Below are 13,292 nucleotides of genomic sequence, written 5' to 3' on the forward strand. Positions count from 1 at the left end.
AATGATCGAATGGTCCTATTTCTTTTAGGGACTTATTTCACAGTCCCACTGATTACTAAACTCATCAATTGTATATAATAGATATCTCTATGATAAACTTATCATCCATGTGCGTTTCTTAAAAATAACAAGTGATACAACAAGTCTGAATATCTCTTCTGTAGTAAGCAATGTATATACACCTACAATTCCCCATTTAAATATGTATGCTGCAAGCATACAAAGAGGAATTCCTATACACCATGTTCCTATAATGTCAATAATCATTATAATTTTTGTGTTTCCTCCACTTCTTATAATGCCTCCTCCAAGGATCATATTTTCAACCTTTACCGGAGCATATAGGGCAAATATTACAAGAAGAATTTTCCCAAGCTCTTTTACATTATAATCCACCTGATAAAATCCTGTATAGACTCCTGCCAACAATATAAGAATTGATGATATAAAGACTGCACCTATTAACCCCGCAATCATAATTTTCCCTGATTCCCTATATGCCTCCTCATACTCTTTCTTTCCAAGCCTCTTTCCGACCATAACACCTGCCGCAGCCGACAAACCGCTTAAAGCACCCATAACCAGTCCCTGAATCGGAGCCGTAAGCATATATGCTGCAAGATTTGCCGTATCAAGATGCCCATACACTCCGGTTTCCACATTCTGCCCCAGACTCCAGAGAAACTCACTTACAAGAATAGGTATAACCATTATAAAATAATCCGGTATGCTGATCCTTTTTAAATGTAATGACAATATCGGCTTATCCCCATCTTTTTTAATGCAAATAATAAATCCGATAAGAATAAATACGAGATTAAATAACTGAGAAACAAGGGTTGCTATTGCCGCACCTTTTATTCCCATAGGTAAAAATCCGGCTTTTCCAAATATAAGTATATAATTAAGTCCTGTATTTATACCTACAGCTAACAGGCTTGCTAAAAACGGTATGACAGCATGTTCTTTACAGCGCAGCCATGTGGATAAAATGATACTGATTGCCATCGGAATATATGAAAATGCTACAATGCGAAAATACACAGCACCCATATTTATAATATCTGCATCCTTTGTATACAGTCCAAGAATATGTGCCGGAAAAACTCCTGATGCAAACAAAAATAATGCAGATATTATCACTGCACAGACCATGCTTATATCAAAGCTGCTCCATGCTTCTTTCATATCCTTTGCTCCGATAAACTGTGCTGTTAATATTCCTGCAACAGTTCCCACCGTACCTGTTACCACATGAAAAATCAAAGAAAAATTACCATAAAGTCCAACTGCCGATATATTTATTTCCCCCAGCTGACCGATCATTATCTGGTCAATAATTGAAAATGATGACTGCAACATACTCTGCAATGTAACAGGAACAGCTATTTTACATAATGATTTACTAAACTCTGACATTATAATTCCCTTGTACTTTCTCTTTTTATAAGTTTCACCGGAAGAACTATTCTTGTATCATATTCCTTCCCGTCACGCATATCTTCAATACATTTGATTGCAGCCTTTGCCCTTAAATATGCGTCCTGATGAATTGTAGTCAATGCCGGAACGCTTTCCCTGCTTGCCATACTGTCATCCATCCCGATTATTTGCAAATCTTTCGGAATCCGAATACCTCCGGCCTGTAAAAATTGCATAAAGTCCAGTGCATAATAATCGGATACTGCAAAAACTCCGGTAATATCAAGCCTTGAAAGTTCCAAAAACTTATCCTTATAAAATTGTACTCTCCCTTTCTTTGTATTAGGTATTTTCCAGATTACAGTTTCCCCGGGTTCAAAGGCTTTGCAAAATCCATCAATACGCTCCTTGTCCATACATATATAATTATCTGAAATACATAATGCTTTTTTATGTCCAAGCTTCTTAAAATATTCCCCTGCCTTATAACCTCCATCATAATGATCAATCACAAGGTTAACAAATTTTGAGCATTTATCAAAATAGCCGTCATATACAACAAAAGATATCCTCATCTGATTTCGCAGTCTTTCATAATTCTCTTCACAAAATCCCATCAGAATCAGCCCGTCCATATTCCACATTGAAGCAAATGCTATGATTTCATTTATATCTGTTGTCGTCTTTATCATAAGAAAATATCCTTTTTTATTTAACTCATAAGAAAGTGCGTTTAATGACGACATTACAAATCCATCTTCTAAAACTCTGCCCTCATATTTGGGATGATCATTCACTACCACTCCGATAATTCTTGAATTATTTCTTGCAAGCAAAATTCCTGCCATATTAGGAATATATCCGGTCTTTTCAAGCTCCTGTTGAACCCTTTTTACCGTTTCATCCGAAATCTTACCGGTTTTACCATGGATCACATTTGAAACTGTCGCTGTACTAAGACCCAGCGCATCTGCAACATCAACGATCCTAACTCTGCTTTGTGCCATATAATCCCTTCTTTTCCCATTATTATCCGGTGTGTTGTGATGTTAGCCTTATTACTACTTTGCTAATGTATTGTATAATAAAGAGGTTTGCTCTACCATTTCTGATTTTAATTAAATATCAATGATACATTACACCGGTGCATCATTTCTACATTGCCCAAAAGGATATATTCCCCTTTCAGTAAATTCATTGTACAATAGGAATTTAACTTTCACAACGGTTAAACGCATAACCTATTACAAAATTTATATCTTATTTTTGTAATTTTTTTAGTATATTGATGGGAATTTTTATTGCATTTTATATTTCAACTTTTATTCAACTTATATAAATAAGAAGAGTCTATCAAAATGTACTGCCCCCCAAAAGTCAGACCAAAATCTAACGATTAGGAGGTCAGTATTTTTATGGCAAAACATAGTTTTGAATTCAAGAAGAAAGTTGTTTTAGAATATTTGGATGGCAAAGGTGAAACTCCATATCTTTCTGAAAAATATGGACTTGGTTCTGATTCACAGCTACGCAAATGGATTAATGCATACAATGCACTCGTTGATGAAGGATTAATGCGTTCTAGTAAACAAATAAAATACTCTTTTGAAAAGAAGATTTCTGTTGTAGAGTTATATCTATCAAGTGAGATTTCATATCAAGACTTGTCGATCCGAGACGGTATAAGCAATACAAGTATGATTGCTAACTGGGTTAATCGCTATCATGCCGCCTGCCCTGATGCTTTGAAATCTTGCAAGAAAGGTCGAAAGAATACATTGGATAAGCCTAAAATAGATATTAAAGCTCAGGAAGCGGAAGAAAGGAAACTAAAAGACCTTCTCTCTTATACAGGTATACCTAAAGCAACATATATGTACCGGCAGAAAAGATTCGATAGGAAAAACCCTGACAAAGAAATCAAGAATAAGATTCTTGAAATCAGAGAGACTCACAAGGATTATGGTTATCGTCGAGTGGTTGGAGAATTAAGAAATAAAGGCTACTGTGTAAACAAAAAGAAAGTACAACGTATAATACAGAAGCTTGGTTTACAGGTTACTTCTTTCATTCGAAAAAGCCGTAAATACAGTTCGTACAAAGGTAAAGTTAGAACAATTCCTTCTAATCGTATAAGGAGACGATTTAATACATATATACCACATCAGAAGATTACAACAGATACTACAGAGTTTAAGTATTATGATATTAATGCTAAAGGTCACATGACAATGCATAAGCTTTATCCGGATTCATTTATGGATATGTGTAATGGTGAAATTATAAGCTACGAAATTGACAAGCACTCTTCAGCAAAAAATGTTATGGATGCATTGGAACAAGCTATTGCTATAACATCCGATTGCAAATATAGAAGAACTTTCCATTCAGATTAAGGCTGAGCTTACCAAATGGAAGCATACTCTCATCGTCTCAAAGAAGAAAGAATCTTACAAAGTATGTCTCTTACGGGAAACTGTCATGATAACTCGGTTATGTAGAACTTCTTTGGATTGCTTAAACAAGAAATCTATTATGGTGTTATTTACTATAGCTATGATGAGCTAAAGTCAGAAATCGAACGATACATAAAGTATTACAATGAACAAAGAATTAAAGAAAAACCAATGTGGCTATTATGATTCAAGTATCTATCTTGATTTTGCAAAGAATGTCCTATTCTTACTACTACTATCATGTTCTTTCTTTTTTTCAACAAAATAATACACTATATAATTTTTAACCGTTACCTTACATATATCATTTCTTTTCAAATATATATTGTTTAATCTTGAACCTATATTTGGAAATTTACATAAATTTTCCATTTCTTTTTCAAAATGCTGAATAAATGAGATTGCAGCATCTCTATTACATAATTCTCTATCAATATATTCAACTATATTAGCTAAATCATTTTGCGCACGATCAGTAAGATAATATGAGAAATTATTGTATTCCATATTTATCCTTCAATTTTTTCATTACTTCTTTTCCATCATTTATTTTCTCATTTGCAAAATCCACAATACCTTCATTGACAAAATCAGCCTCTGCAATTTTAGCAATCTTAGACTCGTAGTATTCCATGTTCATAACTACAAGCTTTCCGTAACCGTTTTTAGTCACAAATACCGGGCCGTTTTGACATTTCTTCTCAATCTGCACAGTATCTTTCAAATCCCTCATAGGCACAATCTGCATAATATCACCTCCGAATTATGCCTAAATTATATACCAAATTTGGTCATAAGTAAACACAATAAAAAATGCCATGGACTAAGTCCACGGCAGTACTTTTCTAGTTTCCTTTCACTTCTTTCCAAAGGTCATTGTAAAGGCTGTCGCCCTCATCTCCGAGATACTTAAATACTTCGCTGTTCTTTAACATATCATCTGTCGGGAAGAGCGCCGTATTGTCCTGCAAATCCTTATCAAGTAAATCATATGCAGCCTTGTTAGGTGTAGGGTATGTAATATATTCAAAGTTTTTCTTTGCAATCTCAGGTCTGTTTAAGAAGTCTATCCACTTCTCCGCATTTTCCTTATTCTTTGCATTCTTCGGAATTACCCATGAATCAATCCATACATTTGTACCCTCTTTAGGTATCACATACTTAAGTTCAAAGTCTCCGCCGGCCTTTGCAACCTCATTTTGAACATAGAGCATCTCACCTGAATAGATAACTCCTATAGCAGCCTCACCGCCGATCATCTTATCTCTAACCTGATCCACAACATAAGCCTGAACAAGAGGCTTTTGCTCTATAAGTTTATCCTTTACCTTTTCAAGTTCCGACTTGTCGGTAGTGTTCATAGAATATCCGAGCAGCTTCCCACCCACCATAAAAGCGTCTCTTACAGAGTCCTGCATAAGGATATTTCCCTGATACTTGGGATTCCAAAGGTCTCCCCAGCTTGTTATATCGTCCTTTACCATGGAAGTGTTATAAAGTATACCCACAGTTCCCCATGTATACGGTACCGAGTACTTGTTCTCAGGGTCGAAAGCCTTTGACATCTCCATATATTTAGGGTCGATATTCTTTACATTCGGAACATTGTTAAAGTCAATCTCTGCAAGCATATCATTTTGTATCATCTTTTCAATCATATAATCTGAAGGGCATACTACATCATATACCACACCGCCTGCCTCAAGTACCGGATACATCTCCTCATTGGTCTCAAACATATCATAAACAACCTTGATACCGGTTTCTTTTTCAAACTCCTCTACAACACTCTCGTCAATATACTCACCCCAGTTGTATACATAAAGCTCGCCTGCACTGCCTGCCTTGGCACCTGCATTGCTTTTTCCGCATCCTGATAATACAGCCACAGAAAGCAGGCTCATCAATGTCATTATACTTACAAATTTCTTTTTCACGTTTATTTCCTCTTATCTTCTATTTATTTTTTCTTTATTTTATTCTGTGCAATATTTGATACTATCAGCAGTATCAAAACGGTAGCAAAAATGATTGTAGAAAGGGCGTACAGACTCGGCTTTATACCTCTTCTAACCTCTGAATATACAAGAGTTGATATAGTATTTATACCTGCACCCTTTGTAAAATGTGTTATTATAAAATCATCCAGCGACATGGTAAAGGCGAGCAAAAAGCCCGATATTACTCCCGGGAATATATCCGGAAATACTACCTTAAAAAATGCCGTAACAGGTGTAGCACCAAGATCCAGCGCCGCCTCATATGTAACTCTCTCAGTCTGCTTAAGCTTCGGCATTACAGACAGTATTACATACGGAATATTAAATGTTATATGACTTATAAGAATAGTCTTAAATCCAAGGCTTATTCCGAAAGCTATAAATCCAAGCATCAAAGAGATACCTGTTACAATATCCGCATTCAGCATAGGAATATTGTTGACAGCCATTACCACAGTTTTAGGTACCTTTCTCATATTGTTGATACCTAATGCCGCCACAGTTCCTATAATGGTTGCAATAAGTGCAGATAAAAATGCGATAACCAATGTGTTTCTGAAGGCAGACATTATTGTGGCACTTTTAAAAAGCTCGCCATACCAGTCAAAAGTAAATCCACCCCATCTGTTCCTTGACTTTGAAGCATTAAAACTCAGTATCATAAGAGTCGCTATCGGGGCATATAAAAAAATCAATATAAATACCAGGTAAAAATCTCCCAGTACTTTTCTTATCTTTGAATAAATCAAACGCTCATGCCCTCCCCGTCTTTATCATACTTGGCAATAAATGCCATACTGATAAGTATAAAGATCATCATTACCAGCGAAAGTCCGGAACCGAGATTCCAATTGCTTCCCTTTGTAAATTCCTGCTCTATTACATTTCCTATCAAAAGCACCTTGCTTCCGCCAAGGATATTACTGATAACAAATGTTGTCAGTGCCGGCACAAATACCATTGTTATGCCGCTGACAATACCCGGAATGCTCAGAGGTATTATTACCTTTGTAAGCGTCTGCATTGTATTTGCACCAAGATCTCTTGCGGCATTTATTGTATTATCATCTATCTTTTCAAGTACATTGTATATAGGAAGTACCATAAAAGGCAGATAGTTGTAAACCATACCGAGTATAATAGCTGCCGGCGTATTGATGATATTTAAACTCGGCAGATGCAAGAAGTTTAAAATCGTATTTATAATTCCGTTTTTCTCCAAAAGTGAAAGCCATGCAAGAGTTCTAAGCAGGAAGTTCATCCACATAGGTAAAATAAATATAAATACTATCAGACTTCCTTTATTAAGCTTTTTGCTTTTCAAAGTAAGCGCCAGCGGAAATGCCATTACAAGGCAAATAGCAGTACTTACAATTGATAATATTATTGACAGTACAAGTGCCTTAAAATGGTCTTTTGCAAATATTGAAAGCACATTTGCCGCTGTAAAGCTTCCGCTCCTATCAGTCAATCCATATATAAAAATCAGTGAAAGAGGTATTATTGTAAAACCTATCATCCAAAGAATATATGGGAATGCAAGTACTTTTCTTAAATCCTTATTCATTTACACCCACAGCCTCCTCATCCTCAGACTCAGGCTTGTTCATTATCTGTATATCAAAAGGATCCACACTGATGCCGACTTCCTTGCCTACCGGGAACATATCTGTAGAATGTACCAACCACTCATATCCGTTCGGAGTAGTAACTTCCATCTCATAATGCACGCCCTTAAATATCAAATGAGTAACTCTGCCTACCAAAGTTCCCTTTTCAGGTTCTACAAGATCAATATCCTCAGGTCTTATTACAACGTCAACAGGCTTATTTGTTCCAAATCCTACATCCACACAGGCAAATTTTGCTCCGAATATATCTACAAGCTTATCCTGTACCATGGTTCCACCGATTATATTAGATTCACCTATAAAGTCCGCTACAAAGGCATTTTCAGGCTCATTATATATCTGCTCAGGAGTACCCATCTGCTGTATATATCCCTGATTCATAACCACAATAGTATCAGACATTGTAAGCGCCTCTTCCTGATCATGTGTAACATAAACGAAAGTGATACCCAACTCATTTTTAAGTCTGATAAGCTCATATTGCATATCCTGACGAAGTTTTAAATCAAGTGCCCCAAGCGGCTCATCAAGTAAGAGTACCTTCGGCTCATTTACTATAGCTCTTGCAATTGCAATTCTTTGCTGCTGTCCGCCTGACAGCAGGTTTATATTTCTGTTTTCATATCCTGAGAGGTTTACCAGCTTAAGCGCATATTTTATCTTATCATCAATATATGCCTTTGATTTATTCTTTATCTTCAAACCGAAAGCTATATTTTCCGCAATGTTCATATGAGGAAATAATGCATACTTTTGAAATACCGTATTTAAATTTCTTTTATTCGGCGGCAGATTTGATATATCCTTGCCGTCAAAAATTACTCTTCCGGTATCCGCCTGTGCAAATCCACCTATTATTCTAAGGGTGGTCGTCTTACCGCAACCCGAAGGACCGAGTAAAGTTACAAATGAATTTTCTTTAATTGATAAATTTAAATCATCCAAAACAATCTCTCCGTCAAAACTCTTTGAGATATGCTCCAAATCAATAAGGGATGTCGACATACTTCCTCCAATTTTTAAAAATTAGGCGGTGTGCTGACCCAAATAAGTCTTGCACCTCGCTTTGAGCTGATATAATGCTTTTTATCAGATGTAAAATAAAAAGCCTCTCCTTTTTTTGCCAAATACACATCATTTCCCCTATGTATCTCCACAGTTCCGGAAAGAATGTATCCGAACTCCTCTCCGTCATGTGGGTTATCAGGATATGTCATACCTCCCGGTTCAATAGTCTGAAGTATAGGCTCCATCATATTTTTTTGTGCATTCGGTATTATCCATTCGATGGTATTATTAAGTTCTTTATCCTCTTTAATAAAGTAATCTTCTTCGGTAAAAACCACCTGCGTTTCGGTTTCTTCATCAAAGAAGTCCTTTATTTCCACTCCAAGGCATTGCAAAATATCAAGAAGAGTTGCTATAGACGGTGAAGTCAGATCATTCTCCAGCTGCGAAATAAATCCTTTGGACAATTCCGCTCTATCAGCAAGCTCTTCTTGTGTAAGTCCCGCAAGCACTCTGAGTCTTTTTAGTTTTGAACCGATCTCCATAAAAAGCCTTTCTTTGTGTTGCACACTATTTCTAAGTAAAAAGTTTAGTGTTATTAAATAAAGAATATTATACATTATCTGAAGCAACTGTCAAGCACTTTATTTTTATTCATTATTTTATTTTTCACTAGCTTGCCCAACAAATTTTATTGCACTATGCATAAATAAATCTGTAAAGTTATATTAAACTAAAAAATAAGCTCTTATCATTTTCTTTATGTTATTTAAATTGTATTTTAATACTTGCTATGATATATTGAAGTCGGTAAGGCATAATTTATTTTATATAGAGGAGATTAAACTATTGCTAAAATACTATAGTTTTGAGCTTGATGACTGGCAGGACAACGATTGTCTAATTGAGGTATTGAAGCTGTTTTTAGATAAAAAAAGAGAAGTGGAACTAAATTGCTGGAATGATGAAATTGATGCTATAAATCTGGCAATTGATTTGGGATTTAGAGTAATTGAGATAAAACAATTCTTAATCAGACTTAGTGGGACTACAGATATGCTCGATTTAAATAAAATTATGAGTCTAAAAAGTTTTGTTCAAACTACAGAAGAAGATGAAGAAGAAAATTTGTTGCCGTTTTTCTCCCTATTTATTAAGGACGAAATATTCATTGAACACTATGCCAGAGAAAATTATGTTTATAATAAAGAAAAGTTTGATTTGACTGTAGATATCTTGAATCGTCATAATGTAGAATTTCACTAATTTGGTATCGTAAGGAGGATATGTTTATGTATCCTGACAAGCCACAAAGCTAATGCCTTGTACTTGTCAGGTTTTTTTTTAATATCAAAAATCTTTATTTAAAGTCTATATTATTCAAAAAGTCACCGATTATACCCCTGTACTCAGCTTCGCCCAAAACTTCTCTGGATCTTGCGTGTGCGGCATCAGGTACCAAATGAAGCTCTGAATACCCTGCTGTAGCGGCCTTATTTACCTGCGAATTCTCAGGCAAAATAAAGGTATCCGCCTCGCCATGTATAAAGCATATAGGTACTTCATTTCCCACAAGTGCATCCTTTGGTGAAGTCTTTTTCATATCATATCCGTATCTTAGCTTCATGGCTGTATTTACACTCGGCAAGACAAAGGGAGTCTTAGCAAGATCATAAGCTTTATAAATCAAATCATAAAGATTTGAAAAACCGCAGTCCGCCACCACAAAATCCACCTTCGGCTTTTTAGCAAGTACCGTCAAAGAAGTGGCTGCTCCCATAGATTCACCGTGAAGTCCAAGCTTAATATTGCCGTATCTACTATAACTGTCTTCGATAAGCTTTTCAAGATCTTCAGACTCAAACTGTCCAAGGCTTAAGGCTGTTTTTTCATTCTCGCCATGATCTCTTAAATCATAAATAATACAGTTAAATCCAAGGTCCATATAAGTATCCACATATTTTACGGCACCATATCTGTTTGACTTAAAACCGTGGCTTATAATTACATATTTATCGGTCTCTACAGGATTTTTTACCAAAGTAACATGCAACTCATAGTCTTTATATCCTTTTACTGTATACTCCTCCTTTTCATATGAGTCATAATTTCCCCAAAGTCCATGCTCCTTCTCCCAAGATATCTCTTTATCAAGTGTGGATACATTCGGTGCGGCTATCTGTGATGCAAGACCAAGAATAAATCTGCAATACCATCCGATTGCAACAAGTACAATTATTATTGCAATCGCAATTATTATTTTCTTCATCTAATATATATCACCTTTCTATAAATACAAAACTCAAAATTAATCGCTAACAGTATAAACATTTCAATTGTATCTATCAAGTTTTTTATTCTGTTTTCAATATAAAATATATGCTTATAAATATGGCTTATATAAACTGTTTATTATTATTACAATGTATTGACATTGCACGAATTTTAAACTATATTTTAGATATTGGAGGTAGATGTATGACTACAAATCTAAATATAAGAACAGATAAAAATATAAAGGATCAGGCTGAAGAAATTTTCAACCAACTTGGTCTCAATATGACAACAGCTATAAATATATTTTTGAGAACGGCAGTCAGAGAAAACGGCATCCCGTTTGAGCTGAAGCTTGACACACCTAACAAGGATACAAACGCTGCTATTGAAGAAGGACGCAAGCTCTTTAATGACGATTCTGTCAAAGGATATAACAGCATTAAAGAACTAAGAGATGCTTTGGATGTATGAAGTACACTATAAAATTTACTACTCAGTTTAAAAGAGATTTGAAACTTGCAAAAAAGCAAAATAAGAATATCGATAAACTGTTTGAGATAATTGAGATTTTGGCAAACGGAAACCAATTGCCGGCAAAGTATAGAGATCACGAGCTTACAGGTAATTATAAAGATACCGGAGAATGTCATATAGAACCGGATTGGTTACTTATATATGAAATTCGTGAAGAGATACTTGTACTGATGTTAAATAGGGTGGGAAGTCATTCTGAATTGTTCTAGTGACAGATATATAAGAGGAGGAGTATAATATATATATAATATGTGTACTATTGAACTTTAACTTCAAATAATATATATTTATGTTAGTAGTACCTACTTTGGCCGCGCACTTCAGGAGGTTCATTATGAATAGAAACGATGATAACAGCATAACCTATATAGCTTACAAGGTTGCAATACTGCTTGTACTGTTGATATTGATATTTAATGCGGATACAATTGCACCACGTATATTCCTTTATAATTATGAAAATAACAACTACAGTGAATTATCATTTATGCAGGCATATATTACAACACAGATAATACTTTCTCTTTTGTCTGTTTTGGATATAGGATTGATAGTGGTTGATTATCTTAAATTAAAGAAATAGGATAGGTTTTACCCTATCCATACCTGTCCGGAATTTCCGGGGATATTTACATGCATATTCCCGTCGAAATTCCTTTTTTCTCCTGAAAAGATTTCTGTAAATTCACCGCTGATATTTAAATGAACATCTGCATTATTGTCATCATTATTTACTATGGCAACAAGTCTTTTATCTCCATATTCTCTTAAAAATGCATACTGTCTGTTTGTAAGTAAAAGTTCTCTATAGCCTGCCTCTCCAACCCATAGGTTTGAAATTCTCATATTTCCCAAGGCTGCAATAAGTTTTGTATTTTCATTTGATTCCAAGGCGGTATTATAATCCTCAAAATTTAACTCTGGTCTAAGTATATCATCTGCATAAGGTTTCTTCTCTCCCTCAATGGCAAACTCGGAACCGTAGTATATTGAAGGTTTACCCGGCAATGTGTATAAAAGCACATGTACAGGTGCAAAATGCTTCTTATTATTCAGCTTTGTATAGATTCTTGCCACATCATGATTGTCCACAAAGTTATAAAAAGCATTGGCGATATGCATTCCCATATCTGCACAGCGCTTTACGGTATGCGCTATCTCAAAGTAATTGTGATCATTGTGTCCTGAGTAAAGAGCCTTGTGCAGCCAATAATTGGTTACCGACTGAAGCATATTTTCATTTACCCATCTGGTATAATCTCCGTGAATCACTTCACCCATAAGCCAGAAATCCTGCTTGCAGGAATCCGTCACAGACCTAAGCTCGCTCATAAAGGTAAAGTCAAGTACATCAGCCGCATCCAGTCTTATACCGTCTATATTAAATTCGCTTATCCAAAATCTTACCACACCCATCATATACTCTCTGACTGCAGGATTTTGATGATTAAGATTTATAAGAGTACCGTGCCCGTCCCAGCTGTCATAATACAATCCGTCATTATAATCATTGTTCCAATCAAAATGCAGATTTTTAAACCAGTCCTTGTATGCACTGTTTTCTCTTCTCTCTTTTACATCCTTAAATGCAAAGAACTCTCTGCCTACATGATTGAATACACCGTCTACTACAACTTTTATATCATTTTCATGACAGGTATTTATAAAAGCCTTTAAGTCCTCATTGTCCCCAAGTCTTGAATCAAGCTTTTTATAATCAACAGTCTCATAACCATGGCCTACGGACTCAAATAGCGGCCCAATATATATCGCATTGCAGCCAAGCTTTTTTATATGACCTATCCAAGGCAAAAGCTTATTTAATCTGTGCTCACTTATTTCAAATGAATTTGTTCTCGGTGCTCCTGTCATTCCGATAGGATAAATATGATAAAACACCGCACTATCATACCACTTCATAGTATCTCCTTAAAAACAAGGCTTTTAAATCCACGAATCCATTC

Annotated in this window: 15 protein-coding genes and 1 pseudogene; 5 read left to right on the top strand and 11 right to left on the bottom strand. The window is 35.4% G+C overall.

Annotated elements, in window-relative coordinates:
* Window positions 1-87: 87 nt before the first annotated feature.
* Both HMPREF1495_RS09415 and HMPREF1495_RS09420 read right to left on the bottom strand, forming a co-directional pair.
* Window positions 88-1,419, bottom strand: a complete 1,332-nt coding sequence (locus HMPREF1495_RS09415; RefSeq protein WP_034214182.1) for an MATE family efflux transporter — start codon at window positions 1,417-1,419, stop codon at window positions 88-90.
* Entirely contained in the window at window positions 1,419-2,429 is a 1,011-nt protein-coding gene (locus HMPREF1495_RS09420; RefSeq protein ID WP_034214184.1) for a LacI family DNA-binding transcriptional regulator, read from the bottom strand. The genes HMPREF1495_RS09415 and HMPREF1495_RS09420 overlap by 1 nt, the downstream gene beginning before the upstream one ends.
* A gap of 408 nt (window positions 2,430-2,837) precedes the next feature.
* On the opposite strand from HMPREF1495_RS09420, the pseudogene HMPREF1495_RS13645 reads away from it, so the two are divergent.
* Window positions 2,838-4,064 (top strand): annotated as a pseudogene (locus tag HMPREF1495_RS13645) (IS3 family transposase).
* Between the two features lie 9 nt (window positions 4,065-4,073).
* Here HMPREF1495_RS13645 and HMPREF1495_RS09430 read toward each other — a convergent pair.
* From HMPREF1495_RS09430 to HMPREF1495_RS09460, 7 genes are all read right to left on the bottom strand, one after another.
* The gene (locus tag HMPREF1495_RS09430; protein WP_034214187.1) at window positions 4,074-4,385 is read right to left on the bottom strand and encodes a type II toxin-antitoxin system RelE/ParE family toxin; all 312 of its coding nucleotides are present in this window, start codon (window positions 4,383-4,385) and stop codon (window positions 4,074-4,076) included.
* Window positions 4,372-4,626 carry an antitoxin PHD gene (locus HMPREF1495_RS09435; RefSeq protein ID WP_034214190.1) on the bottom strand — a complete coding sequence of 85 codons (255 nt, stop codon included), beginning with the start codon at window positions 4,624-4,626 and terminating at the stop codon, window positions 4,372-4,374. The genes HMPREF1495_RS09430 and HMPREF1495_RS09435 overlap by 14 nt, the downstream gene beginning before the upstream one ends.
* A 97-nt stretch (window positions 4,627-4,723) precedes the next feature.
* Window positions 4,724-5,815, bottom strand: coding sequence for an ABC transporter substrate-binding protein (locus tag HMPREF1495_RS09440; protein ID WP_034214191.1), 1,092 nt, complete (start codon window positions 5,813-5,815; stop codon window positions 4,724-4,726).
* 23 nt (window positions 5,816-5,838) lie between these two features.
* Complete coding sequence (locus HMPREF1495_RS09445; RefSeq protein WP_007593539.1) at window positions 5,839-6,627, bottom strand: ABC transporter permease; 789 nt, start codon at window positions 6,625-6,627, stop codon at window positions 5,839-5,841.
* Entirely contained in the window at window positions 6,624-7,445 is an 822-nt protein-coding gene (locus tag HMPREF1495_RS09450) for an ABC transporter permease (RefSeq protein WP_007593541.1), read from the bottom strand. The genes HMPREF1495_RS09445 and HMPREF1495_RS09450 overlap by 4 nt, the downstream gene beginning before the upstream one ends.
* Window positions 7,438-8,514 (bottom strand): ABC transporter ATP-binding protein, encoded by a 1,077-nt coding sequence (locus HMPREF1495_RS09455; protein WP_007593544.1) that lies wholly within the window; start codon window positions 8,512-8,514, stop codon window positions 7,438-7,440. The genes HMPREF1495_RS09450 and HMPREF1495_RS09455 overlap by 8 nt, the downstream gene beginning before the upstream one ends.
* Window positions 8,515-8,528: 14 nt before the next feature.
* Window positions 8,529-9,062 (bottom strand): helix-turn-helix domain-containing protein, encoded by a 534-nt coding sequence (locus HMPREF1495_RS09460; RefSeq protein ID WP_007593546.1) that lies wholly within the window; start codon window positions 9,060-9,062, stop codon window positions 8,529-8,531.
* A gap of 217 nt (window positions 9,063-9,279) precedes the next feature.
* Between HMPREF1495_RS09460 and HMPREF1495_RS09465 the strand changes: the two genes are divergently transcribed.
* Complete coding sequence (locus tag HMPREF1495_RS09465) at window positions 9,280-9,783, top strand: hypothetical protein (RefSeq protein ID WP_242832887.1); 504 nt, start codon at window positions 9,280-9,282, stop codon at window positions 9,781-9,783.
* Between the two features lie 94 nt (window positions 9,784-9,877).
* On the opposite strand, the gene HMPREF1495_RS09470 is transcribed toward HMPREF1495_RS09465, so the two are convergent.
* Window positions 9,878-10,786, bottom strand: coding sequence for an alpha/beta hydrolase (locus tag HMPREF1495_RS09470; protein ID WP_034214199.1), 909 nt, complete (start codon window positions 10,784-10,786; stop codon window positions 9,878-9,880).
* 209 nt (window positions 10,787-10,995) lie between these two features.
* Between HMPREF1495_RS09470 and HMPREF1495_RS09475 the strand changes: the two genes are divergently transcribed.
* The 3 genes from HMPREF1495_RS09475 to HMPREF1495_RS09485 all read left to right on the top strand — a co-directional run bounded on the left by HMPREF1495_RS09475 (window position 10,996) and on the right by HMPREF1495_RS09485 (window position 11,911).
* Window positions 10,996-11,265, top strand: coding sequence for a type II toxin-antitoxin system RelB/DinJ family antitoxin (locus HMPREF1495_RS09475; protein WP_034214202.1), 270 nt, complete (start codon window positions 10,996-10,998; stop codon window positions 11,263-11,265).
* On the top strand, window positions 11,262-11,537 hold the full coding sequence (locus HMPREF1495_RS09480; RefSeq protein ID WP_007593553.1) for a type II toxin-antitoxin system YafQ family toxin: 276 nt from the start codon (window positions 11,262-11,264) through the stop codon (window positions 11,535-11,537). The genes HMPREF1495_RS09475 and HMPREF1495_RS09480 overlap by 4 nt, the downstream gene beginning before the upstream one ends.
* 125 nt (window positions 11,538-11,662) lie before the next feature.
* Window positions 11,663-11,911 (top strand): hypothetical protein, encoded by a 249-nt coding sequence (locus HMPREF1495_RS09485; RefSeq protein WP_034214206.1) that lies wholly within the window; start codon window positions 11,663-11,665, stop codon window positions 11,909-11,911.
* 8 nt (window positions 11,912-11,919) lie between these two features.
* Here HMPREF1495_RS09485 and HMPREF1495_RS09490 read toward each other — a convergent pair whose 3' ends face one another.
* The gene (locus tag HMPREF1495_RS09490) at window positions 11,920-13,248 is read right to left on the bottom strand and encodes an alpha-amylase family glycosyl hydrolase (RefSeq protein ID WP_034214209.1); all 1,329 of its coding nucleotides are present in this window, start codon (window positions 13,246-13,248) and stop codon (window positions 11,920-11,922) included.
* Between the last annotated feature and the right edge of the window lie 44 nt (window positions 13,249-13,292).

It is taken from the genome of Lachnoanaerobaculum sp. MSX33, assembly GCF_000512995.1.
GTDB lineage: Bacteria > Bacillota > Clostridia > Lachnospirales > Lachnospiraceae > Lachnoanaerobaculum.

Excerpts from the sequence above, each read along its gene's own strand:
- HMPREF1495_RS09415 (WP_034214182.1), bottom strand. The coding sequence starts at position 1,419 with ATGTCAGAGTTTAGTAAATCATTATGTAAAATAGCTGTTCCTGTTACA.
- HMPREF1495_RS09420 (WP_034214184.1), bottom strand. The coding sequence starts at position 2,429 with ATGGCACAAAGCAGAGTTAGGATCGTTGATGTTGCAGATGCGCTGGGT.
- HMPREF1495_RS09430 (WP_034214187.1), bottom strand. The coding sequence starts at position 4,385 with ATGGAATACAATAATTTCTCATATTATCTTACTGATCGTGCGCAAAAT.
- HMPREF1495_RS09435 (WP_034214190.1), bottom strand. The coding sequence starts at position 4,626 with ATGCAGATTGTGCCTATGAGGGATTTGAAAGATACTGTGCAGATTGAG.
- HMPREF1495_RS09450 (WP_007593541.1), bottom strand. The coding sequence starts at position 7,445 with ATGAATAAGGATTTAAGAAAAGTACTTGCATTCCCATATATTCTTTGG.
- HMPREF1495_RS09455 (WP_007593544.1), bottom strand. The coding sequence starts at position 8,514 with ATGTCGACATCCCTTATTGATTTGGAGCATATCTCAAAGAGTTTTGAC.
- HMPREF1495_RS09460 (WP_007593546.1), bottom strand. The coding sequence starts at position 9,062 with ATGGAGATCGGTTCAAAACTAAAAAGACTCAGAGTGCTTGCGGGACTT.
- HMPREF1495_RS09465 (WP_242832887.1), top strand. The coding sequence starts at position 9,280 with ATGTTATTTAAATTGTATTTTAATACTTGCTATGATATATTGAAGTCG.
- HMPREF1495_RS09470 (WP_034214199.1), bottom strand. The coding sequence starts at position 10,786 with ATGAAGAAAATAATAATTGCGATTGCAATAATAATTGTACTTGTTGCA.
- HMPREF1495_RS09475 (WP_034214202.1), top strand. The coding sequence starts at position 10,996 with ATGACTACAAATCTAAATATAAGAACAGATAAAAATATAAAGGATCAG.
- HMPREF1495_RS09480 (WP_007593553.1), top strand. The coding sequence starts at position 11,262 with ATGAAGTACACTATAAAATTTACTACTCAGTTTAAAAGAGATTTGAAA.
- HMPREF1495_RS09485 (WP_034214206.1), top strand. The coding sequence starts at position 11,663 with ATGAATAGAAACGATGATAACAGCATAACCTATATAGCTTACAAGGTT.
- HMPREF1495_RS09490 (WP_034214209.1), bottom strand. The coding sequence starts at position 13,248 with ATGAAGTGGTATGATAGTGCGGTGTTTTATCATATTTATCCTATCGGA.